The following is a 24,606-nucleotide window of genomic DNA, read 5'->3' as shown; positions in this document are numbered from 1 at the left end:
TTCGAGCCTTCGCGCTCGGCGATGTGGTCGCCGAAGAACTGCTGTTGCAGCCAGCCGATCAGGCGAAACACCTGCGCATGTTCAAACGGCGTGGAACCGGCTGGATCATCTGTCCCGCTCTGGCGGGCACATCGGGCATGAACTCAGATGCACTGCTGAATGCATTTGGCAGGTTGCTTGCCACTTACCTCAATCCGTCTGACTTTCATATTCCGAAGGACAGAGGCTGACTGATATGGATACTCGCGCAACGAGCGACCTGGCAACCCGCGTTTCGCCGTAAACAGCAAATCAAACCACCGCCATGCCAATCGCTGCTCTGACCTTTTCTGTTTGCATTGCTTGTCAAGGCCGGACTCAAATGTCGTACGGGGGGGTGCGGACATTTTTAGGACCACCGGGCGCGACTTTCATCGTGGAGCGGAGAGCAATCTCCAAGCAGACTCCGGATAGATTTAGGCAAGCCACAGATCATCGACCTCAACCTTGCAAAGATCGGGCTGATCATAGATTTGAATTTAGCCTGGACAAAAGGTGGTTGGGCGTAGACAGACAACGGACAACAACAACGACAAAAAGACAAGGCAGATAGGCAGACAGGCAGGCGGACGCACAGGATACGAGGAACCCGCCATCTTTGAATGCTGCGGGATTCTCCACATCGCCCCATTTTCGAAAAGATAGGAACTGCTGGCTCGAGTACGGAGCGCACGCGCCGTCGCTCAGCCCGGGGCATCGGAACATGGTCGTTCCGCGCAAGATGGGATCAGCGCCCGCGTTCGGCGCCGCCGTTGACCTGGATGATCCGCGCAGTCACATGAATGGCTTCTGGCGACGCGAGCCACCCCTTACATGCTAGATGAGACATCTGGTGCACGCACAGATTGTCACATCTGCGCATCCTTTCGCATCATCGTCACAATGATTGGCATTGCAAGCGGGCAAGGTGACCTAGTCTGAAAGCACCGTGGAACCGGACGGTCCCGTCGCGAAGAACTCTCCCACCCGGGCCACCAGCGGGAAGTCCGCCGCCAGCGTCGTGTCGCTACGAGTTGCCCAGGCCGAAGTCGGCCATACGGCGCGCGTACACGGCCAGCACGATGCGCTCGGAGTGCACGAGGTAGTCATTCATCGCCGTCGCGGCCTTGGCGAAGTCGCCGGCTTCGGCCAGCTCGAGGATCTTCAGGTTCATGTCCACATAGGGCGCGTGCAGAAACTCTGGGTCGCGCAGCATGCCGAAGGCCAGCCGCAGCTCGGCCAGCACCTGTGCGAACAGCAGGTTGAGCCGCTCGCTGTCGGCCAGTTCCACGATACCCATGTGAAAGGCCATGTTGGCGGTGCCCACGCCCAGCCAGTCGCCCGCCGTGTGCGCCCGCATGGCGCGCTCCACGGCTTCGCGCATGTGCACCTTGGCCGGGTGGCGTGGATAGGCCTGCGCCAAGGCCTGGCACTCGATCAGTCGTCGCACTCGGTAGATGTCGATGATGGCCGCAATGCTGGGCACGGCGACGAACACGCCGCGATTGGGCTCGTGGCGCAGCAGGCCGTCCTTGGTGAGCACGCGGAAGACTTCGCGCAGCGTTTGCCGCGAGACGTCCATGCTGTTGCAGAGCGACTGCTCCGACAGTCGCTGGCCGGGCGAGAACTCGCCCTCGGTGATCTTCTGGCGGATCTGCTCGGCCACCCGCTCCGTTAGCGTCAGGGGCGGGGCGGGTGTGGCGGGTGATGGCTTCATGGCGGGTGACGGAAAGAGAGAGGGACGAGGCGTCGCGGCCTGCGGCTTTGTAACAGATTGGCCGCTTCGATACAGCGCACTCTCGCGAGTTTGTACCAATGTATCACGGCGGGTTTGTACCAATGTACCACGCGGACATGACGGACAATACTTGATTTATTGACAGACATAACACTGAAATTGACAGACGAATTCATATATTCATCGATACATTCAGTGGTAAATGTTGATCAATCGGTTGGACCTTTGCCGGTCGTGCCGGACTTTTGTGCTGTCCCCCTGTTTCAACGCTTTCAAGGAGAAGAGCGTTATGGAGAGAGACTTTCACAACTACCGCGGGAGCACAGGCAAGGCCGGCGCTTCTTGGGAACTGGCGTCTTTCAGGACCGGAGCGCTGTTGTTTGCCTGCGCTGCGGTGGTGGCCGGCTGCGGCGGCAGCGACGACCAGCCCAGCGCGGCCCCTGCCGTCGGCGTAGCGCCGCCGCAGCAGCCGCCTCCAGCACCGCCGACGCAGACCGTCCAGGCACGGTGCGCGATGGACACGAGCGTTGCGGCGTCGTACGAGGAGCAGCGCCTGGTGAACAAGCTGAGCTCCAGCGACACGCAGAGCTTCTCGCAGCGCCTGCTGCAGGCCAGCGGCTTCGACAAGTTCGGCCCGGAGTTCGCGCTCAAGCTGTGCAAGGACGGCATGGCGGGGGCGTCGAGCCATGACGAGGCCGTGACGCTGATCAAGGCCGAAGGCCAGAAGCTCTGGCAGGCGGCGGTGGACCGGGTGCAGGGCCGCAAGGTCGAGGGCACCTTGCCGAAGAGCGATGACCGCATGCTGTACTGGGCGCGGCTGACGATGACGCACGCGCTGCGCCAGTGGAAGCCCGATTTCGCGCTCAGCGACGAACAGCGCGCGGCGCTGCACAATGAATTCGAGCGCGCCTCGCGCGGCCAGTACGCGATCGACTTCCCGGACGGCGCGGGCCACAAGCGCATCCTGGTCAGCGGTTTCGACCCCTTCACCCTGGGCGCCCCGGGATTCGACGGCAATCCCAACATCCGCATCGGCAATCCGTCAGGCGCGACCATCCTGTCACTGGACGGCCACACCGTGGCGCTGGCCGACGGCACGACCGCGGTGATCCGCACCTTCGTCCTGCCAGTGAACTACGGGCCCTTCATGGACGGCATGCAGGAGGACACGCTGGGGCCATGGTTCAAGCCGGGGGGCAAGCGCGTCGATGCGTCGATCACCGTGAGCCAGGGGAGGTCTTCCTTCGACCTCGAGCATTTCAACAGCCGCTATCACTATGTCGCGCCTGGCAACGACAACATCAGCCCCACCTGCGCCGGCGGCTACCCCGCCAATGACGACTGCGACATCCACCCGCCGCAGCGCTGGCTGGGCTACGCGAGCAAGCGGTGGAAAAAGGATATGCCGCCCCAGTTCACGCAGGCATCACTGCCGTTCCAAAAGATGATCGACGCCAACACCGGTGCGGACATCGTCAATCCGGGGACGGGCAAGAAGGGCGGATGGAGCGTGGCCCGCAATGACGACTATTCCATGACCGCATGCACCAAGGCCGCGGCCGATCTGCAAGGACCGTACGAGGCGGCGCGTCTCGCGGCCGAGAATGCGCTCGCGGCATGGAGGGATGCAGGCTATCCGTACCCCAGCCCCCTGTATGAGCAGTACAGGGCCGCCAGCGCGGCGCGGTCCTCGGTGCCCGTGCCGGCGGCCACCGAGATCAACTGCGCACTGGAGGGCGGCGGCGGAACCTACCTGTCCAATGCCAGCGCCTACCGCAACACCTTGATGCGCGACCTGTTCGGGCTCAGCATTCCCGCAGGGCATATCCATACGCCGGCCATGACCCAGTTCGGCAGCGGCAGCAATGACTTGATCACCGACGCCACCTTCGAGGCCCGCCGGGACGCCATCGTGGCGCAGACCCGCAACCTGGTGGCCGCAGTGGCCAACAGCCTGGCGGCCCCGGGCCCGACTAGCCCTTGATTCCATGAAGGACTCGATCATGAACCTCAGATCTGTTCCCCTTGTTCTCCTCGGCATGGCGTTCGGCGGCACCGCCGCGGCGCAGCCCTCGGGTGGCTTCTATCTGTTCAAGGACAAGACCAGCGGCAAGGTCGTGTGCGCGCAGTACGCCATCAGCCCCGACTGGATCCAGCAGCCCGGCGGTCCCTTCCAGGACCTGGACTGCAAGGTCCCGGAGCCGCCCAGGTCCGAGCGCAAGGACCAGCCAGCCGTCCCGCCTGGCCTGACTCCCACGAAGTAAGGCCGACACGCCGCCCGCACCGGCGCCGTGGCCCTCGCTGGGTCACTGCGGCGGACGCCTTCGCCCTTTTCATTCCTCCTTTCCCGCCTCTGGAGCTTTTCCATGCCACATCCGTCCACACGTACCGCCCTGTTGGCCTTCGCCGGCCTGAGCCTCGCCTTCGCCGCCCAGGCCCAGACCAAGTGGGACCTCGCCAACGCCTACCCTGCAACCAACTACCACACCGAGAACATCACCCAGTTCGCCAAGGACGTGGAAGCGGCCACCGGCGGCAAGCTCAAGATCGCGGTGCACGCCAACGCGTCGCTGTTCAAGGCGCCGGAGATCAAGCGCGCGGTGCAAAGCGGCCAGGCCCAGGCCGGCGAGATCCTGCTGGCCAACTACGCCAACGAGAACCCGATCTACGCGCTCGACGGCGTGCCCTTCCTGGCCACCACCTACCCCGAGGCGAGGAAGCTGTACGAGGCTTCCAGGGCCGCCACCGAGAAGCTGCTTGCCGCGCAGGGCATCAAGGTGCTGTTCGTGGTGCCGTGGGCACCGCAGGGCATCTACGCGAAGAAGGAGGTTAACTCGGCGGCCGACCTGAAGGGCATCAAGTGGCGTGCGTACAGTCCCGCCACGGCCCGCATCGCCGAGCTGGTGAATGCGCAGCCGGTGCAGATCCAGCAGGCCGAACTGAGCGCGGCCATAGCCACCGGCCTGATCGAGAGCTACATGAGCTCGGCCTCGACCGGCTACGACACCAAGACCTTCGAGCACATCAAGAACTTCTACGACGTTCAGGCCTGGATTCCGAAGAACGCGATCCTGGTGAACATCAAGGCGCTCGATGCGCTGGATGCGCCGACCAGGGACGCGGTGCTGAAGGCGGCCGCCCAGGCCGAGGCACGCGGCTGGAAGGTGGCCGAGGAAAAGAACGCCGAGTACAAGCGCCTGCTGGCCGAGCGCGGCATGAAGATCCGCACGCCCTCGGCCACGCTGGACGCCGACATGCGCAAGGTCGGCGCCACCATGCAGGCCGACTGGTTGAAGGCCGCCGGCACCGACGGCCAGGCCATCGTCGACGCCTACAAGAGGCACTGAGCGATGCGGACCCTCCTGAATCGCCTGTACGACGGGGCCGGGGCGCTCGGCGCCTTCTGCGTGTTCCTGATCTTCGTACTGATGATCGCCGCGGGTGTCGGCCGCCAGATGAACTGGCGGGTCAGCGGTGCCAACGACATCGTCGCGTGGCTGTGCGCGGCCGCGGCCTTCTTCGCCATGGCCCATGCCTTCCGCCACGGCGACTTCGTGCGCGTGACGCTGCTGCTGGAGAAGCTGGCCCCGCGCGTGCGGCGTACCCTCGATGCGCTGTGCCTGGTCATCGCCGCCATCTCCGTGGCCTACCTCACCTGGTGGGCCACCGCCTTCACCTGGGAGAGCTACGAGTACGCCGAGATGGCCACCGGCCTGGTGGTCATCCCCATCTGGATTCCGCAGGCCACCTTCGCGCTGGGCAGCTGGCTGCTGCTCATCGCCATGCTCGACGAGCTGGTGGGCGTACTGCGCGGGCAGACACCGAGCTACCAGCGCGCCATCGAGGCGCGCCACGCTGCCGGCGATTTCTCTTCCGACATCTGAGAGGCACGCGCAATGGACACTTTGCTCATGGGCGCACTCCTGGTCGCCATCATGATGGTGCTGCTGGCCGGCGGCGTGTGGATCGCCATGACGCTGGCCATCGTCGGCTGGGTCGGGCAGGCCTTCTTCACCAACACGCTGCCGGGCAAGAACCTCTTCTCATCCTTCTGGGAAAGCAATGCCAGTTGGGAGCTGGCCGCGCTACCCCTGTTCATCTGGATGGGCGAGATCCTGTTTCGCACCAAGCTCAGCGAGGAGATGTTCGAGGGCCTGCGCCCCTGGCTCAACCGCGTGCCCGGACGCCTGATGCACACCACCATCCTCGGGTGCGGCGTGTTCGGCTCGGTGTCGGGCTCATCGGCCGCCACGTGCGCGACCATCGCCAAGGTCGCGCTGCCCGAGCTCAAGCGGCGCGGCTACAACGAGAAACTGGCGATCGGCTCGCTGGCCACGGCCGGCACGCTGGGCATCCTCATCCCGCCCTCGATCACGATGGTGGTGTACGCGGTGGCGGCGGACGCGTCGATCATCCGCATCTTCCTCGCCGGTTTCCTGCCGGGTCTCTTGCTGATGGTGCTCTTCTCCGGCTACATCGGCTGGTGGAGCCTGCGAAACCCCGACCAGGTGCCGCCGGCCGACCCGCCCACCGGCTTCATGGAGAAGCTGCGGCTCTCGGGCAACCTCATCCCCTGCGCGCTGCTGATCGTCTTCATCGTGTGGGTGCTGGTGGCCGGCTGGGCCACCGCCACCGAATGTGCGGCCTTTGGCGTGCTGGGCTCGCTCGCCATCGCGGCCTGGGGACGCAGCCTGACCTGGCAAAACTTCAAGGATGGGTTGATGGGCGCCACGCGCACCAGTTGCATGATCATGTTCATCCTGGCCGGCGCGGCCTTCCTCACCAAGACCATGGCCTTCACCGGCATTCCGCGCGAGCTGGCCGATTGGGTGGACAGCATGCACCTCTCGCCCTATGCCCTGATTGGCGCGCTGGTGCTGGTGTACCTGGTGCTGGGCACGGCACTGGATGGCATCTCGATGATCGTTCTCACCAGCGCGGTGGTGCTGCCGATGGTGCAGAAGGCCGGCTTCGACCTGGTCTGGTTCGGCATCTTCATCGTGCTGCTCGTGGAGATCGCCGAGGTCACGCCACCGGTGGGCTTCAACCTGTTCGTGCTGCAGAACATGACGGGCAAGGACAGCAACCTGATCGCCATAGCGGCCATCCCCTTCTTCCTGTGCCTGGTGCTGTGCATCGTGCTGATCACGCTGTTCCCCAGCATCGTGACTTCGTTGCCAGACCTCGTGATGGGCAAGGAGCGGTAGTCATGGCGCCCCACATCTTCGTCGTTTCACTACGGCAGGAGCGATGTCGACCCTGCATGGGATGACGCATGCGCGTGTCTGACACGCATCGCTGAGACGGATGGCTGCGCTTTCGGGGCCAGACAACACACAAACCAAGGTTTCATACATCATGAAAAAGACAACACCTACGTCCTTCAAGCCCCTGGCCGTTTCGGCCGTTGTCACCGCCTTCGTCGCGGGTTGCGGCGGCGAAGGAGATGGGAATAGCACCCTTCCAGTGGTCGCTCCAGTACCAACAACATCGAAGCCCGAAGTGCCCGTTGTACCTCTTCCTGCGCTGGGGCCGTTGTTTGAAGAGCAACGAGGCGAAATGCTGAAATCTCTTTCTTCGCCCATCATCAATTGTTTGCCGCAAATAAATTCTTATTCTGCCGGGACTAATAATGGAGTCAACGCAGATAGCCCGATATTTCATGGTTGCTTCGACTGGCATTCCGCCGTTCACGCTGCATATTCCCTATATTCAATTTACCGGCACACAGGCGACGAGACTTATTTGCGCGTGGTGGAGGCGGTGGTAAGGGCCGATCTCGTTGAGGCAGAGAAAAGATATATGAACGATAATATATACAATAATCCGTTCGAAGAATTCTATGGCCTTTCATGGTTTCTCGCATTGGCCAGGGAGCGCGAGCTTGCAACAGGTCATACGGATATGCGAGGACTGGGAAACGAAGTTGCGCTAAATCTCCGAAAAAATATTGAGGCTCTGACGCCTCAACAAGCCAGACGAAATGTCCTGAATGACAATTACAACAACCTCTCGTGGGCTCTAATACATCTCGATCTGTGGGGAAAGTTTATTGGTGATGAGGCATTGGTCACCTATGCACAAAAAACAGCGGACGCATACTTACTTGACCTGACACTTGATGAGGCCTGCCCCATTACCAAAGATGCAGGCTTGCCTAGCAATTTTTTCTCGCCTTGCATCATGCGTGTGGCTGCTATCGCAAAAATCTACGGATCAAAAAAAGTGGATTGGATCAAGGAAAGGGTTCCCGATAATTTTTATTTGGAACCTATCAACGTTCCGCCAACTAATTTGTCGCATATCAATGGTGACAATTTTTCGCGCTCTTTTGCTCTATGGTGGATTCACCAGGCCACCAATCAAAAAACGATGCGAGCGAATTCTATTCGTCTTCTGGCAGATCAATTGCAATGGCGAAGCCGATGGGATTACGCATTTGACTATAACTATCTCTCTCATTGGATTGCGCAGTATGCAGTCAGAATGATTGATGCAAGTTACGAGCCCAATTCTCCTGGAACAGAGGTTGAACTTCCACTTCAGCTTGCATTGGGTGACGCATGGGCTTTTGGAGGCAATGGCAAATTGCCGGATGGAACCAGCTATGTCGATTTGTTGAAGGTAGAATTGGAAGGAAGGAATTCAAAAAAAATAAGATCAATAAATATTTCAAAAGCCGATGGTTACCCCACAAATCCCGCAACGCTGTCCAATCTCGTGGATAAAAGACTGCCATACGCCCTTGAACTAATTTCTACCTGGCAACGCGAAAACTCAAGCGATATTCGCAACCCCTTGCTGATCACTCTGCACACGGGATTCGAGGTTCAATTCATAACCCCATCGACGGCGCAGAAGGAGGCCAACAGAATGGTTCTGCTGCAAGATCAGAATGCAAAAATGGCCGCCGCCAACGACTGGGCCATTGTTCGCGCGAATCTCAATACGGTCTTGTCCAACCTCAAGGCTGCCGCCCCCCAAACCAAAATCATCGTGGGCACTTATGACAATGCCTATCGCGATTGTCCTTTGGCTGTAGGGCGTGCCGCGACGCATAAGACAGTTTCGGAGTACCTCGAAGGTTCCATCGCGGGCACCAAGGGCTTGAATGACGTTATCAGAGAAGTGGCCAAGAGCAACAACGTCGCGGTTGCGGAAATCTATGGGAAGCTGGGTTCGGGCGATTGGGCGCCAGATTGCAGAACACCGAATGCGCAGGGACAAGCAAAGATCGCCACCGCCTTTAAATCCATGATGTAGCGGCGTCTGGAAGCCGTGCACAGCGACCTGAACAGCGATCTCGGCGAGGGCTTCGGCGCCTGGCGCATGGGCGATGATGAAGCGATGCTGGTCATCGTCAGCAACGCCATTGTGGCCTGCGGCTTCCACGCCGGCGATCCAGCCGGCCTGCCGCGCACCCTGCGCGCGGCGTAGCCATCGGCGCGCACGTTGCCTACCCCGACCTGGCCAAAGCCAGCCTCGATCGGGGGTGGACGAGTTCCGTCGCCAGCTGGATTACAAGCTGGCATGGAATGGCAGGTATCTCGTCGCAGTGCCGCCGCAGAATACAAGCCGAACATGTCCGTGCTGCGGGCACGTCTCGACGAACAACCGCCGGACATAAGCGCGCTTCGCGTGCGTGGAGTGCGGCTTCGAGGAACATGCCGACTTGGTCGGCACGATCGACGTTTTATGGGCGTGTCCCGCCCAGCTCGCCTGTGTCCCACAAGGGGATTCATCTTTGGGTCAAGTGAGCGGTGCAGCAACGCCCCGCCAGCAGCAGGAACTCACCGAAGTGACTTGGTGAGCAGCTCCATGCTGCCCCTGAGCGCCGCAGGAATCCCCTCTCTTTCCGCGCAAGGCGCGGCAGCCGAAGGCCGAGGGAGAGGGGAGGATGTCAAAAAATGGTATGGCAGTGAAGATGGGGGAACCTTAAGGCTCGGGTAGCAGCCGCCGTTAACAAAGAGAGCCGGGTAGCCGGCCGGGTGACGTACATGCCATAGCGATCACGTCGTAGTGCTGGCTTTATATGTGCCCGAGATCCCGCTCCAGCCGACACCGGAGGCAAGGCCGTGGTGCAGCGCTGAGCGCATCGACGCAATCATAGTTAAACAGCTATTTCATGCGACCGTTCGATTCAAAATATCGTTAAATTACGATTTACAGATCGTCATAATCAAGTTCAACTACGATAGCTCGCAGGTCTACTCGTGCAGGTTGAATTGAGTCTTGGGTATGAAGAAGATAACGGTATCGATTGCAGATGATCATCCCATAGCAATCCAGGCGGTCAGTTCACTGGTTAGCGTGGTTCCAGGTTTCACAGTCGTTCACGAGTGTCTGTCTGGTGCCGATCTGCTGCAGAAGTTGGCGGAGAAGCCCACAGACATCGTGGTCACCGATTTCAGCATGAGTCGGGACGATCTCTCGATAGATGGTTTCGTGCTGCTGCGCAGGATCCGGGATTGCGCGCCCGCCTGCGGTATTGTTCTATTTACCGCCCAGAAGAACCCAAGCGTTTTGCGACGCGCATTGATGCAATCGGTCAATGCTGTGGTGTGCAAGGAGGACGAACTCAGTGAGGTGATACAAGCTTGCCTGCTTGTTCAGCGAGGCAGCGGACAATTCTGCTCGCCAGTAGCGAAAGCGGTGTTGGATCAAGCCAACGGGGGGGGAATGCGGAGAAGTGAACAGCTAACACGTAAGGAACTCGATGTACTGAGACTTTATGCGGCCGGGCACTCGCTCGTTCAAATTGCCGATCAACTCGGCCGCGCCGTGAGCACAATATCGACGCAAAAGTATACGGCGATGAGGAAGTTGCATCTCACATCGAATACTGAGCTCATTCGCTATGCCGTTGAGACAGGCCTGATTTAAAGATGACAGGCACTGAGTATCTGCCAAGGGTCAATGGTGATGATTTTCGATAGAGACCAAGAGGCACATAAGAATGCCTTTGACGCCTTAACGGCGACAGTCCGGCGGGAACGCCTGTTCTTCTACTGGGGGATTTGCCTCGTCACCGTTGGCGTTTTGTGTGCCGCGATACTGGCAACATACCTCTGCGTGCGTGCAGAAGTTGAGCGAAGATCAGACCAACTGGAACGGTACGCCTCGGCAGTGGGGAGGATCATTGAGCATGACGAGGTTTTTGTCCGGCGCATGAGTCATACGATCAAGCACTTTTTTTCGAGTGCCGGAGATTGGAAGGCAGGACGGTTTGGCGACGTGATTCAATCACTCAGAACTTCGGAAGAAGCCCGGGGTCGCCCTGCATTCAAGGCTGATACATTCTTGATTGTACTTCCACAGGAGGGGAAGAAGGGTCTGGAACCCGGCTGGGAAGCGCAGGCTAATGCGCTCGCAAACATCGCGGCTGGCGGCATGTCAACGTTGGATGCGATGAAAATCAAGCGGCGTGCGTATGTGGTCGGACTCGATCGTGACTATGCTGCGCTCTTTCCAGCGGCGGACTATCAACTATCGAACGATGTGCGGGGGACTAGTCCATTGGCTTTGGTACAGACGTTGCGGGAAAAGGGAGTCGTTAGAGAGACGGTCCTGGGGGCAACGGAAGGCATACATTGGAAGTTCCCGTTGGTGGACAAGGACCAGGCTGAGAGCGTTCTGAGTTGCGTTGGCGTGATTGAGGTGGCGGGAAGAGGCCTTGTCCTGTTCGGTTCGGACCTGCCCGTCAAGTCTCTCCTGGCCGGAATCCGACGCGAGGTTGAATATGGTGCGCTGGGGTTGTACAGTGCGACCGCCCTCCTGATTGATCAGAGCGCTGCCGGCGCATGGTTTGACCGAGGGGCAGCGCTGGTGCTGCGCCAGCCGCGCGCGCGCGGACCGCACTTTACGCGTGACGGGATGTATCTCATCGAGCCCGTCAGCGAACATTTCGGCTATCTGGTCTTTGGCTTGAGCTATATCGATCTTCTCAAGTCGGTGGCGCGGCCCACAGGCTGGATCTGGGCGCTCGGTGCCACCTTTCTTTTCACGTTGCTTGCAGCGGCCTATCAGTGGGATAGGCGCGTCCTGGCGAGGGGTCACATAGCGTCCAGGCGCGCTATCGAGAACGAGATACTGAACCATGTCCTTGTAAGCGCGGTGCCGATCGGCTTGCTCATCGTTTGTGCCCGGGACTATTCGGTCGTGCGGACAAATTTGTTGGCAGCATCGCTTCTTGACATGCGTGCGCCAATGAAACTGCCGTTTTCAATCGAAACGGAGTTCCGCGAGCGCTCAGCCGACTGCGCGCAGGCGGGATCTGAGATCGTGCACTTCAATATTAACTTGAGCCGTGAGGCTAGCGGCAATCCGCTCTTTCTTCAAGTTGCCTTCGCACCCTCGAGCTATAACGGAGAGGCAGTGCTGATATGTGCTGTCAGCGACGCGACAGCCGAGAAACTGGCCGAACTCGAATCCGCAAAGGCGCGGGAAGAGTCGGACCGGCTGCTCCGTGCGAGATCGAACTTCTTTGCGTCGGTGAGTCACGAGATCAGAACTCCGTTGAGTGTCATCCTTGGAAACGTCGATCTACTTCCCGTCGGAAAGTTGAACGACACTGAAGTAGACCGACTTAAGGCCATCCATACGGGTGCGCAAGCTCTGCGGCGGATTGTGACCGATATTCTTGATCTATCGAGAATCGATGTTGGCGAAATGAAACTCGTGGAGTCCAAGTTTTATCCTATCCAATGCGTGGAGGGAGTGGTTCAGGGGTATGTGGAACGTGCAGTCTCGAAGCACATTGATCTCCATATCTTCGCGGATCCAGCCATGGGGCGACATGCTTTGATTGGCGATCAGAGCAGGATCTCTCAAATCCTCGACAACCTTCTTAGCAACGCGTTCAAGTTCACACATGCTGGAAGAGTGGCGGTCAGGGGCTCTCTCGTCCTCGAAACGCCGAAGTCTGCGACCTTGTTGCTGGAAGTGACCGATTCCGGCGACGGGATGGATGAAAAACTGGTTGAACGTATCTTCACGCCATTTGCGCAAGCGGACGGAGAAGGCCGGCGATATGCCGGGACAGGGCTCGGACTTTCGATTTGCGCGACCCTTTGCAGATTGATGGGAGGCACGATTTCCGTGAAGAGCATCCTTCATGTGGGCTCAGTCTTCACTGTGCGACTGCCTGTCTCCGTCGCGCCGAGTCAAGCTGTTGCGATGAGCGAGACGATGGGAAGTGCGCTGATTGTTACGGAAATGAGCGAATACGGCGGATGTCTACAGGCATGGCTCACTGACTGGGGATGGTGTGCTTCAATTCGGGACGGGGCGGCGTCTGCGCTGGAAATCTCGGACGCTTCGGCTGATGTGATCGTGCTTACTAATGGCAATGCAGATTGCGCCCTGGAGATTTCGAACAGAGTGCAGGTACCGGTCATCCTGATAGGGCAGATCGCGGCGCAACGACCCATACGGTTGGCCGAGCGTGTGATCGAGGTGACCGCATTCAACACCGAGGCGCTTAAGGAGGCGTTGCAACTTGCCATGGGGGAGGCCCCGGCAGAGCGGATGCAGACCTTGCCTGTGGCCGACGAGGGAATTGGCGTCGTCTCGTCTCCCGGCCGCCGCGACCAGGACGTGACACTGACCGTCCTTATTGTGGACGATAGCAAGTTAAATCGGGAGTTGTTGGTCGATCAAGTCCGCTCGCTCGGATATGGCGTTCTAAGCGCACCTAGCGGTGCTGAGGCCCTTGTGATGCTACATCACAACCATGTTGATATCGTGCTGACCGATCTGGATCTGCCTGGGATGAGCGGGATAGAGCTACTTGACGCCGTGCGCAAGGAGAATTCAGGTCTTCCGGTGGTAGCGGTGAGCGCCTATGAATTTGATAGCGAGGTGGAGAGAAGACTTGCCCAGGGCTTCTTCGACTATATCGCCAAACCTGTCAATCTCGATAGGCTATCGCGTGTTCTGGTTCGGTGCCATACATCGCATCCCGAGGAAGATATTGCGGACGATCGGTGGTTGGAGGAAAACCTGGCGATGGACTGCGCCGGAAAAGAGGCATTGGTAACCATGTTTCAGGCGCACGCGAAAGAAGAGTTGGCTGAGCTGAAACGGCTGGTGCCAAACCGGGATGTGCGTGCGCTCGAACGGTGGATGCATCGGATGCGAGGCGCGTTGCTCTTGATAGGAAACCAGGCTCTCGCGGATAGATGTATCGAGGTCGAATTGGCATGCACGGGTACGGGCGAATGGCACGACGACTGGCGTGCCATGGTGAACGACATCGAAGCGCGTGTCGCCGCGCTATGTTTTGGCGATATGTCCAATTCGCAAGGGTCGTGTGAGTAGGGTTGTGATCCGGCTTCGCGATGGTGTTGAATGCTTCTGTAGCGTGGCCAATGAACGATCCGGCTGGCCTTTGGCGCAGATGGTCGGGCTGGTGGTTCCCATCGGCCGTAGGAGCAGCACGGAGATATATGGAGCGATTGCGATGGACCGCGGAATACTCGCTTGCTAGCATGACTTCAAGCTGTTCTTTCGGGGGCGTCAGCGAGGGTGTGATCGTTCGAGATAGCACCGATCCGCAGCTCGCCAACGCTCTATGCTCTGTTCTTGAATCTATCGCCTCTCGTCATGTAATTGCCGGTGTTCCAGGGATACATATGGAATACCAGGACCGGCGATACGGCTACGCCACGAGGTCCTGTCGTGACGAGGGCTATGCTTCACTACAAGGGGATATTGCTCACGATTCCATGATGCGCTAGCTGTAAGGACGGCCTTACCGGCCTGCAACTGCCGTAGCCTTATACAAAACTGAGCACGAGAAGTCACTGTTTCTTGCTTAACCAGAGAGAGATCCACTCGGTTGCTGATCCAGATTCCGACTCCTACCTCGCAGCCATACAACCTCTGCGCGTGCCTGGAAAAGATAACGATCAGAAGTGATCGCATTAGAGAACGGGGATTGATCAGCTGACCAGGACAGGGCGATGGGCTTTCACATCGTGCTATCCGATCCGATCATGGGTCGCTCTCCAGTTTGGGGCTGAGTGTTCTGGAATGCCGTTCTCCGCATTGCGGTGGATTCGGGAACAAGCCAAAGCGCTCGCGATACAAGACAAATTATGAGAATGAGAAGTTATTCTTCCTTGATGGTTCTGGTTGTGGAGGACGACCCATTCCAGCAGTCTGCGATGAGGGAGCTATTACTTGGACTCGGTGTAGGCAAGCTTCTCGCAGTGTCCGGCGGGCGGGAGGCGATCGAGGCATTGGAGCGATGGCGCTTCGATATCGTACTGTGCGACATCGATTTGCCGGATCTTAACGGACCAGAGTTGATGCAGGAATTGCGACGTCTCGCAAGTTATGACTTTCGTGGCGAAGCACCGGTATGGGTATGGATCTCTGCTATGGCTGAGGACATAATCTATTCCCATGCCGGCATCGCCAGTACCGTCGGATTTCGCCAGGTGTGTGCATTGAAGAAGCCGCTGACCAACGCGGCGATCGCCCCGGCTTTGCAGATAGCTTTAACCCGCGATACGCGGAGAGATGAGCAAGGCGAAGGGCCTGATACGCCGGACGATGCAGAACTCACGGAGGCGCTACGCGTCAAGGATGGCTTTGCGGTTGTCCTGCATCCGCAGGTCAACATTTCTACGGGCAAGCTCGTGGGGGCCGAGGCGCTTTGTCGCTGGAAGCACTCTCCTGTGGGCATGATCGCACCCGACAAGTTCATTCCACGGCTGGCAGCGCTCGGGCACCTGGAAGCACTATTCTTCCTTGTCCTGGGCCGGTGTCTCGGGGTACAGCAGCACCTGATCAATTGCGGTATGTCGATACCGATCGGAATCAATGTATCAGCGCAGACTCTGTGCAATCCCGGCTGGTTCGAGCGATTCGAGACCGAGGTTGGTTTAAGCGGGGTCATGCCAAAACGCCTCATTATCGAGGTGACCGAAGACGGCCCGATCCCAGACATGTGCCAGTTGGCGATCACCTTGAACCGGCTGCGGTTGCGTGGATACGGCGTGGCGATTGACGATTTCGGAGTTGGGATTGCAACCCCCACGCTTTTGGCTGACCTGCCGTTTACGCAAATGAAGCTCGATCGATCATTTGTCTCTGCTCTCGCCGAGAATAACCAACGTACCGCGATTTGCCGTAGCCAGATCAGTCTGGCGCGTGATCTCGAACTCGAGTGCGTCGCTGAAGGCATTGAAACGGAGAAGCAGCGAGATGCGCTTCTGGATCTCGGGTGTGAGATTGGGCAGGGATATCTATGGTTCAGGCCGAAGTCCAAGGCAGCCTTTCTGTCTGACGTAGCGGCTGGACGTTTGAGCCCGCGGCGCGACGATTCGACGGATCGATAGCGCGGCCCCCCCCCCCCCGCATCCTGGCGCATTCTCCGGCTGTTGAGTTGGAGCGGCCGTTCGTTCACTGTTTCTATGAGTTCTCCGATGGGCGCGATACGCATCGATCAGTTGTTTCGGCTCGTTGCCGTGATTGTACTGGGCGTGACAATGAGTGGTGCCGGAGTACTCCTGGCACGAGACTGGAGGTCATATGAGGCAACAGAGCGTTCCGCAATGCTCCTGCAGGTTCTCAAGACGACGCTGAGCTCAGCTGAGTATCTGTCAGCTGAGCGGGGGCCAATGAACGCGCTGATCGGTGCTCCGCAATCAGACGGAACCGGTTTAGGAGCGGCGCTTGATCTGGCAAGGGCGCGAAGTGACGCAGCCCTAGAGACCGCGATCAAGCAGCTCCAGGAATCGTCCTGCGACGACTGCAAGCGCGACGCTGCACTCATGAGGTCGGCGCGTGACCGCCTCAGGCTCGCGCGACAGGATATCGATCGCCTCGCGGCTATGCCGCGGGAAGAACGATCAACGCGCGCCGCAGATCATGCAATTTCCAGGATGTTTCGGTTTATTGAGGATATGAATCTTGTCACTGACCGCATCCTCCTTGAGTTAATCCGAGACGAGCCATCGGTGGCGGAACACGTGTTGGTAGCACGCCTGGCTGCAGAGCTGCGAGAACAAGCTGGCCGCGCAGGATCGCTATTCACACCGGCGCTGATGAGCCGGAAGGCACTGTCTGGAGATGAGATGGAGCGACTCTGGCTGGTGATTGGACGCATTCATGCCCTGGGTGATTTGATCGGGAGAGGCACGCTTAGGCATCCTGTCGCGGTAACGCAGATGCAGAGGATCTATTTTGATGGCGGCATTGCTTATCTGAGGCAGACCGCACGGGCGGGATCCAAGGAAGCAATGATTCCCACGGCGGCGTCGTTTGCGCAGCACTATGTGCCCCTCATGCGGCCGATTACAGCGCTGCGGGATGCCGAGCTTGATGCCGCCATCCGGTATGTGGACGAGCGGAAGAATCGTACACGCAATGCCCTGGGCCTGCTGGCCGGGGTTGTTGTGACGATCATTATTTCGGTTGTGTCCGTCCTCGTCCTCTTCTCACGGAGAATAATGGAGCCGATATCCTCCGCGACTGTTTCGATCCTGAGGTTCGCCAGCGGGGATTACTCCACACCGGCCTATTCATTCAGGCGGAAGGATCAGATCGGGGCGCTTCTTGAAGCGCTGCAGGCCTTAAGGGATGCCATGGTGCGAAACGGCCAGCTGGAGTCCGAACGTTCGACGCTGGTCGAGCGATTGCGGGAGGCTGTGAATGACAGTCAGGTTCAGGCAGCGCTGCTGGAAGAGGCACGAGACGCGGCGGTTGCATCATCCGATGCAAAAGGCAGATTTCTGGCCATGATGAGTCATGAGATCAGAACGCCGATGCATGGTCTGCTTGGTCTGTTGGAAGCGTTGCGGCGAACCATTCTTGATGCCCAACAACGGCATTACCTGGACGTTGCGGACAGCTCCGCTAAAGCACTGATGCAGATACTTAACGACATCCTGGAGTATTCAATGGTTGATGCCGGTACGCTTGCCATGGTACCGGCACCTACGGATCTTCGGGAGGTCGTTGATGAGGTCATGGCGGCACTGGCGGGGAGCGGCGAGAGTAAGGGACTTGAGATGGAGGTATACGTCCAGCCGGGTGTTGCCGCAACGTATCTTGCAGACGCGTACCGGCTTCGCCAGGTCTTGCTCAGCCTTCTTTCGAACGCAATCAAGTTTACGTCGCAAGGCCGCGTTGGGATATCGGTGAATCTCGGAAAAGTAGACGGCGCGAGGCAGCAGGTGGTGCTTACAGTCTACGATACCGGGATCGGTATCCCGGAGACGGCCCAGAAGGGACTGTTTCTCCCGTTCGAGCAATCCGAGGGGACGCTCACACGTCGTTTCGGCGGAGTGGGAATTGGCCTGGCGATCAGCAAGCGTCTGGTTGAGATGATGGGTGGGACCGTAGAGATCGCGAGTGCCGAACATCTCGGGACGTCGGTGATACTTAAGATCGAGCTGACCGCGGAGCGTGAGCAGTACGATTTCCCGGAGTTCAAGGGGCGGGTGATTCTCATCGGTACCGGAATGATCCACGTAACAAAATCACTGCGGGCCTTCGCGCTAGCGGCAGGGATGGAGCCGATTGAGGGACGATTGTGGCCGCGGGATAGGGGGACGCCCACCCTGTATGTGCGGGACGCGGAAGGTGGCATGCCCGGGTGGCCGGGGCATGCCATGCTGGTTGGGCGGTTCGATTCCGTGCGGCCGGAAGGCGTCTCGGAGTTGCCGAACTATTGGGCGAACCCACCGAGCTGGTGTCTCTTTGTTGCCGCTTGCCAGGAAGCGATCGCCCAGAATGCAAGTGAGGAAGCCGCGGATAGCGGCTTCGCCGAACCCTCGCTGGATTGGGCGGCGATGGGCCCAGTGGTAGTAGCGGATGACAGTCCCGTTAACTGCCTGGTGCTGACGAATCAGTTGAGGCAGCTAGGCTGCGAGGCGGTCCTCACCTGTAGCGATGGTGAAGAGGCATGGAGTGTTCTTTCGACTACGAGAGTTGCACTCCTCATCACCGATGTCTACATGCCGAAGCTGGACGGCATTGAGTTGATTTTGCGTGTGCGCGCTGGTGAGCTTGCATCCAATCACCGTACGCGGATTGTCGCCATTACTGCCTCCGTCTTAAAGGAGACGGAACAGCGATGCCGTGACGCCGGTGCAGACGTCTTTCTGACCAAGCCGGTATCGGAAAATCAACTGCGAAGCGCTCTCGCTCAAATGTACGGGGCGAAGTGACGGAATTCTCCGATGGTCCTCGTGGAACCGCGTATTCGCCATCGTGAGAGCCGGTTGAGGCGAACCCGACGTGCTACGCGCAGGCCAGCGGTTCGAGTTCACCAGCCACGCGCTCGACCAGTGGGCCTATAGCAGTAGCGTGATATCGAAACTGATTCGGGCCGGCAAGCCACAAGAGAATGCATGGGTCGAGCCATTCAACACGCGGTTCCGGGACGGTGTCAACGAGCACTGGTTCACGAGTGTTGCCCACCCCTGCGCTGTCGTTCCGGCGTAGCGCAACGATTGCGGCGAGCGGCGACCGTCATTGTGCGTTGAGCCACCGTACACCATGGGAGTTTGCTGCGACGCAGCAAATAATCGGCGACACCCCAGCAATGCAGGAATAGATCTGAATCTTTGACAGGGCGTTGCTGGAAGGCCTTTGGCCCTGCCGAAGGGCGCGCATCACCTGTTTGTCCATTTCGCCGAAACGGGACACGCATTTCGCGCGAACGTGGATGAATGCATCTCACGAAGCTGGACCGCGCGGCAAACAGGGTCCCAAGGGGTGGCACTCATACATCCACAGCGGCGCCCCGTGCATTGTGCACGAGCAGATCGAGAATCGAGTGCGACGGCGCTGAACCGCCGGCAGCAATCATCCAGGTTCCGATGGCGATCTGGCTAATCAGCAGGGGAGCGCGATAACGGTGAGCCTCATCGAGGGCTTAGCTAGGGTCGCGGTGGCACGATCAACGTAATCAGCCGCGGGAGGAAAGTTCGCAGCAAATGGACAACTTACTATATCCGACCCTGAATTCTGTCGATAAGATTTGTCCTTGAGATATCTCTACGTCGAGGCACCACCAAATCTGTGTCAACCCGGGCAGCGTCGATTTGGAGATCGAGGAGATCGAGGAAGTCTCAACCTTGCTTTCGTTGAGCGAGTTCGCAGGTCCGTTGCGACAATTGATGCGCATGCGGTTCCGAGCGTTCGATCCAGATAGATTTCATCTCGAACCAATTGATTGGGGGAGCCGAAGTCGCACTCTCTGACTATCCATTGGCGGAAAAGATGGATAAATCCATGAAGAACTTGGAAATACAGGGGAACGGGATGGTACAGGGCGTCGGTAATATATTTCTTGTCGACGGCTCTCGAGCCGACATTCCGGCAGCCGGCATTCAGGCCATTGTCAAGCGCGTACATGAAGGGTTGATCGCAGAGCAATTCGGCCTCGTTTTTCAGCCAATATGGCGCGCGCGAAGTGCCTGTGTCACCAGCGTAGAGTGTCTGCTGCGCTGGCACCACCCGACTTACGGGCTGCTGCTGCCCGGTGCGTTTCGTCACGCATTCTCTGATGAGGCACTTGCGCGCGAGATCTTCTATTTTGTTCTTGAGTCCGCCTGCAGGGAATTGGCTGTTTTGGAGGAAAGAAATCCAGAAATTCCAACCCGTATTGCCGTCAATATGGAGCCATCGGTTTTGGTCGATGAGAGATTGATCGAACGGATTACGGCGATCATGGCGCATTATCATGTGGAGCCCAGCAGATTCGATCTCGAGATTGTCGAGACGGAAGACGCTTCGACACTGCTTTCGCTGAGGGAATTTACGGATCCTATTAAAGGACTTGGGATTCGCCTCATGTGCGATGACTTCGGCTCTGCCTATCCGCCCTTTTCAGCATTAAGTTCCATGCGAATTGACGGAGTAAAGCTCGACAAATCCTTCCTTCGAGGAATCCCAACCGTCGAGCGAAGTTGCGTTGTTCTTGAGGCACTTCTCGATCTGTGCGCGAGATTAAAACTTCGGGTGGTCGTTGAGGGGGTTGAAACCGGAGCGCAACTCGAGTGGCTAACCGCGCGCGGAGACATCGAAATCCAGGGGTTCTATATCGGGCGCCCGCAGTCGCAGATCGGGGAAGTCTATGCACATATGCCTCGGGCTGTTTTGCCTGATAACCGTACTGGATACTAGGGCACTTTTCTCCTCCTGGCGATGAATGACGGAGAACGTCGTCCGCATCTCAGATGCAATGAGTTTCGATGCACGACCGGATACCGTTATGAATGGGAAAGCATTGAATATCATCTCTTTGATTTTGCAAAGGACATTTTAGCCCATTTATTTACGGGCGAAATTGTGAAGTAGCTGCATGCCTCGGCAATAGAAAGGCCGCCTGCATGCTCTCTGTAGTCTCCTTTTTTCTCTTCTTTACTCTTCTCTTTGAGGTTCACCCATGAAAACGAAGCTGCTGTCAACCATGATCGCCGCCGGCGTCATCGCTCTCTCCCAGAATGCGCTGGCAGCCGATGGCACCATTACCTTCAACGGTAGTATCACCGCGCAGACCTGCACCATCAACGGCGGTGCCGCCGCGACCAACTTCACCGTCACGCTGCCGCCCGTGTCGAGCGCGAGCCTGGCCAGCGCCGGGCAGACGGCCGGCCGTACGCCGTTCAACATCGCGCTGACGAACTGCACGGGGACCGGGGGCAATGTGCACACCTACTTCGAGGCGGGTTCGACTACCGACGCGAGCGGCAACCTGAACCTGGACGCCAATGGCGCCACCAATGTCCAGCTGGGTCTGCTGAACTCCGACGCCACCGCGATCAAGGCTGGCTACGCCGACGCGTCGCAGAACTCGAAGGCGGTTGCGATCACCGGCGGCTCCGCCACCCTGTCGTACTTCGTGCAGTACGTCGCGACAGGTGTAGCCACCGCCGGCGCGGCGAACTCCAAGGTGCTCTACACCATCGCCTACCAGTAAGTCGGCGTCAGCGGACCACCGAGGCAGCGGTACGCTGAAATGCGGAGCGGCCCCGGTGGCCGCTCCGCCTTCCCGGTACAACTCCGTTTCCACTTTCGATCCCATGAAGCATTCGATCACGAAGCGCCTGATCGCGGCGCTCGGTGTGTCCATGTTGCTCTGTCCGTTTCCCGCCCTGTCATCTGTCGTCATTGCGGGAACGCGGGTCATCTATGACGCACGAGAATCCGAAGCCGTGATGAAACTCAGCAACGAGGGCAAGGCCCCGGCGCTGGTGCAGGCATGGATCGACGACGGCGATGCGAAGGCCGCGCCGGCGGAGATTGCCGTCCCGTTCACCGTGACTCCGCCCGTGTCCCGCATCGACCCCAGCAAGGGACAGACGCTGCGCATCCTCCATACGGGCGAGCCGCTGCCTCCGGACAGGGAGTCGGTGTTCTGGCTCAACGTCGTGGAAATACCGCCCAAGCCCACCGGCGACGAGGCCGAAGTCAATCGCCTGCAGTTCGCGTTCCGATCGCGCATCAAGCTGTTCTACCGCCCCGCCGGCCTCAAGGGCAGCGCAGGCGAGGCCCCGGCACAGATTGCGTGGCGCTTGGTCAAGGCCGGCGACCAACAGGCTCTCGAAGCGCGCAATCCCACGGCCTATCACGCTTCCTTCAGCAGGCTGGAAGTCACCGGCGGCGGCAAAACCGCCCGCTTTGAGGATGGCGGGATGGTCGGCCCTGGCGAAACGAAGGTCTTCCCGCTTTCGGGCGAGGTAGGTACTGGCACGCCTAGCCGCATGCGCTACCAGGCCATCAACGACTACGGCGGCCCGATGGACGCCGAGATTGAACTCGGAACGGTATCCGCCCAGTGATCCAGCGACGGAACAGGCCGGGACATATTGGTTTCCAGGGCATCCACGCCCGATTCTTATTAATAGGGACGATGCAATTACAGAGATCGAAGTCGCATGCCTTCCGCTTGAGCCCGATCAGTGCGGTGCTCGTGTGCCTGTTCGCCGGAGCGGGTGCGACAACCGCCAGAGCCGGCCAGCCAGGCCCCGTCATGGTGGCGGAAGTCGAGTTCAACGACCAGTTCCTTCGCCAGAACGGCGGCGGGCCCATCGATGTGAGCCGGTTCAACAAAGGCAACGTGGCCCTGCCGGGAACCTATCGCGCGGATCTCTACGTCAACCAGACCTGGCTGGGGCGCGCCGAGGTTTCCGTGCGGCAGGTCGGCAATGACAGCCGCAACGTGCAGCCCTGTTTCGACCGTGTCCTGCTCGAACGCGTCGGCGTCGACCTGGTCAAGCTCCTTCCGGAAGCAGCGAACCGCCTTGCCGACGGTGCATGCGCGCCGCTGCCCGAGCTGGTGAATGCCGGTACAGCGGAGTTCGATAACGGAGAACAGCGACTCGACATCAGCCTGCCGCAAGCCGCGCTCAAGCGCAGGGCCCGCGGCTATGTCGACCCGAAGTACTGGGATGAGGGCGTCACCGCCGCGCGTCTGCAGTACAACGCCAATGCCTATCGTTCCTCCAGCCTGGGGCAGTCCACGTCGTTCGCCTATGTCGGTCTCAACGCCGGTGTCAACGTGGGCGCATGGCGTTTCCGGCACCTCGGCAACCTGAGCCACGACAACCAGGCCGGCACCCGCTATCAGAGCGTGCAGACCAGCCTGCAGCGCAGCATTGCCGCCATCCGCAGCCAGGTCGTCCTCGGCGATGCATTCACCGACGGTACCATATTCGACAGCATCGGCTTCCGCGGCGTGCAGCTGGCCAGCGATGACCGGATGTACCCGGAGTCGCAGCGCGGCTACGCCCCCACCATCCGGGGCATCGCCAACACCAGCGCCCGCGTGCAGATCCGCCAGAACGGCAACATCATCTACGAAACCACGGTGGCCGCAGGCGCCTTCGTCATTGACGACCTGTATCCCACCGGCTACGGCGGCGACCTCGAAGTGGTCGTGACCGAGGCCGACGGCAGCGTGCGCATCTCGAAGGTGCCCTATGCGGCGGCGGTCAATTCCCTGCGTCCGGGCATCACGCGCTACCAGGTCACCGCCGGCCAGTACCGGAACCCCAACGTCCGTAGCGCGCCGAAGATGCTGCAGGCCACGGTGCAACATGGCTTCACCAACATGCTGACCGGCTATGGCGGGCTGCTGGCGGCCCAGGACTACACGGCAGTGGCGCTTGGCGCGGGCCTCAATACCCCCTTTGGCGCGCTCGGCATGGACGTCACCCAGGCCTGGGTGCGCCTGCAGAAGCAGCCGGATCGCAACGGGCACAGCATCCGTCTCGTCTACAGCAAGTTGCTGGAACCCATCGGCACCAACGTCAGCCTGGCGGCCTACCGCTATTCCAGCAGCGGCTACCTCAACTTCGCCGATGCCGCCATCTTGCGCGACATGGAGCGCGATGCCAGAGGCCTGGCCATCAGTGGCGTGCAGCGCAATCGCTTGCAGTTGACGTTGAACCAGGCGCTGCCGCCAGGCTACGGATCGATCTACCTGGCGGGCAGCACCCAGAACTACTGGAGCCGCTCCGGCAACGACACCCAGTTCCAGCTCGGTTACAACAACAACTACCGGCGCATCAACTATGGCATCTCGGTGTCCCGCCAGTTCGACCTCACAAGGGGCCGCTGGGACAACCGCATCCTGCTCAACGTCGGGATTCCGCTGGGGGATGGCCGGCATGCGCCCTATTCCTTCACCAGCCTGCAGCACGACACCCGCGGCGCCCAGAGCATCCTGCAATCGGTCACGGGCTCGCTGGGGGCCGACAACGCGTTCACCTACGGCATGAACGTGGGCCACAGCGGTGGCGGTGATACCCGCGATGTCACCAGCGTGGGCGGCAATGCCTCCTATGTATCGCCCGTCGCCTCGGTCAACGTCAACGCGAGCCGGAGCA

The 24,606-nt window shown here is 59.4% G+C and carries 17 protein-coding genes and 2 pseudogenes; 18 read left to right on the top strand and 1 reads right to left on the bottom strand.

Annotated elements, in window-relative coordinates; all coding sequences use genetic code 11:
* Nucleotides 1–230 (top strand): annotated as a pseudogene (locus tag AC3FOF_RS43055) (transcriptional regulator); the annotation flags it as partial.
* An 815-nt stretch (nucleotides 231–1,045) separates the two neighbouring features.
* Here AC3FOF_RS43055 and AC3FOF_RS43050 read toward each other — a convergent pair.
* Nucleotides 1,046–1,735 carry a GntR family transcriptional regulator gene (locus AC3FOF_RS43050; protein ID WP_488730150.1) on the bottom strand — a complete coding sequence of 230 codons (690 nt, stop codon included), beginning with the start codon at nucleotides 1,733–1,735 and terminating at the stop codon, nucleotides 1,046–1,048.
* Nucleotides 1,736–2,045: 310 nt separating this feature from the next.
* Between AC3FOF_RS43050 and AC3FOF_RS43045 the strand changes: the two genes are divergently transcribed.
* From AC3FOF_RS43045 to AC3FOF_RS42965, 17 genes and pseudogenes are all read left to right on the top strand, one after another.
* The gene (locus tag AC3FOF_RS43045; RefSeq protein ID WP_488730149.1) at nucleotides 2,046–3,740 is read left to right on the top strand and encodes a hypothetical protein; all 1,695 of its coding nucleotides are present in this window, start codon (nucleotides 2,046–2,048) and stop codon (nucleotides 3,738–3,740) included.
* A gap of 19 nt (nucleotides 3,741–3,759) precedes the next feature.
* A complete protein-coding gene (locus AC3FOF_RS43040) occupies nucleotides 3,760–4,020 on the top strand; it encodes a hypothetical protein (protein ID WP_488730148.1) in 261 nt (86 codons plus the stop codon).
* A 102-nt stretch (nucleotides 4,021–4,122) separates the two neighbouring features.
* On the top strand, nucleotides 4,123–5,103 hold the full coding sequence (locus AC3FOF_RS43035) for a TRAP transporter substrate-binding protein (protein WP_488730147.1): 981 nt from the start codon (nucleotides 4,123–4,125) through the stop codon (nucleotides 5,101–5,103).
* Nucleotides 5,104–5,106: 3 nt separating this feature from the next.
* A complete protein-coding gene (locus tag AC3FOF_RS43030; RefSeq protein WP_488730146.1) occupies nucleotides 5,107–5,640 on the top strand; it encodes a TRAP transporter small permease in 534 nt (177 codons plus the stop codon).
* A 12-nt stretch (nucleotides 5,641–5,652) separates the two neighbouring features.
* Complete coding sequence (locus AC3FOF_RS43025; RefSeq protein ID WP_488730145.1) at nucleotides 5,653–6,963, top strand: TRAP transporter large permease; 1,311 nt, start codon at nucleotides 5,653–5,655, stop codon at nucleotides 6,961–6,963.
* A 151-nt stretch (nucleotides 6,964–7,114) separates the two neighbouring features.
* Nucleotides 7,115–9,019 (top strand): DUF2891 family protein, encoded by a 1,905-nt coding sequence (locus tag AC3FOF_RS43020; protein ID WP_488730144.1) that lies wholly within the window; start codon nucleotides 7,115–7,117, stop codon nucleotides 9,017–9,019.
* A 15-nt stretch (nucleotides 9,020–9,034) separates the two neighbouring features.
* Nucleotides 9,035–9,225, top strand: a pseudogene (locus AC3FOF_RS43015) (LamB/YcsF family protein); the annotation flags it as partial.
* Between the two features lie 23 nt (nucleotides 9,226–9,248).
* Complete coding sequence (locus AC3FOF_RS43010) at nucleotides 9,249–9,383, top strand: zinc ribbon domain-containing protein (protein WP_488730152.1); 135 nt, start codon at nucleotides 9,249–9,251, stop codon at nucleotides 9,381–9,383.
* Nucleotides 9,384–9,994: 611 nt separating this feature from the next.
* Nucleotides 9,995–10,639: a response regulator gene (locus AC3FOF_RS43005; RefSeq protein ID WP_488730143.1), complete on the top strand. Its 645-nt coding sequence runs from the start codon at nucleotides 9,995–9,997 to the stop codon at nucleotides 10,637–10,639.
* 33 nt (nucleotides 10,640–10,672) lie between these two features.
* Entirely contained in the window at nucleotides 10,673–14,074 is a 3,402-nt protein-coding gene (locus AC3FOF_RS43000; protein WP_488730142.1) for a hybrid sensor histidine kinase/response regulator, read from the top strand.
* 806 nt (nucleotides 14,075–14,880) lie between these two features.
* Entirely contained in the window at nucleotides 14,881–16,101 is a 1,221-nt protein-coding gene (locus tag AC3FOF_RS42995; protein WP_488730151.1) for an EAL domain-containing response regulator, read from the top strand.
* A gap of 282 nt (nucleotides 16,102–16,383) precedes the next feature.
* Nucleotides 16,384–18,936: an ATP-binding protein gene (locus AC3FOF_RS42990; protein WP_488730141.1), complete on the top strand. Its 2,553-nt coding sequence runs from the start codon at nucleotides 16,384–16,386 to the stop codon at nucleotides 18,934–18,936.
* Between the two features lie 70 nt (nucleotides 18,937–19,006).
* Nucleotides 19,007–19,213, top strand: a complete 207-nt coding sequence (locus AC3FOF_RS42985) for an integrase core domain-containing protein (RefSeq protein ID WP_488730140.1) — start codon at nucleotides 19,007–19,009, stop codon at nucleotides 19,211–19,213.
* Nucleotides 19,214–20,005: 792 nt separating this feature from the next.
* Nucleotides 20,006–20,899, top strand: a complete 894-nt coding sequence (locus tag AC3FOF_RS42980; RefSeq protein WP_488730139.1) for an EAL domain-containing protein — start codon at nucleotides 20,006–20,008, stop codon at nucleotides 20,897–20,899.
* A 262-nt stretch (nucleotides 20,900–21,161) separates the two neighbouring features.
* Nucleotides 21,162–21,695: a fimbrial protein gene (locus AC3FOF_RS42975; protein WP_488730138.1), complete on the top strand. Its 534-nt coding sequence runs from the start codon at nucleotides 21,162–21,164 to the stop codon at nucleotides 21,693–21,695.
* A gap of 103 nt (nucleotides 21,696–21,798) precedes the next feature.
* Nucleotides 21,799–22,557, top strand: a complete 759-nt coding sequence (locus tag AC3FOF_RS42970; RefSeq protein ID WP_488730137.1) for a fimbria/pilus periplasmic chaperone — start codon at nucleotides 21,799–21,801, stop codon at nucleotides 22,555–22,557.
* A 191-nt stretch (nucleotides 22,558–22,748) separates the two neighbouring features.
* On the top strand, nucleotides 22,749–24,606 hold a 1,858-nt coding region (locus AC3FOF_RS42965; protein ID WP_488730136.1), incomplete at its 3' end, for a fimbria/pilus outer membrane usher protein.

Source organism: Cupriavidus sp. 96C5-1, from assembly GCF_057798855.1.
The sequence above is the reverse complement of the archived record's forward strand: the minus strand, read 5'-3'. Positions and strand labels throughout refer to the sequence as shown.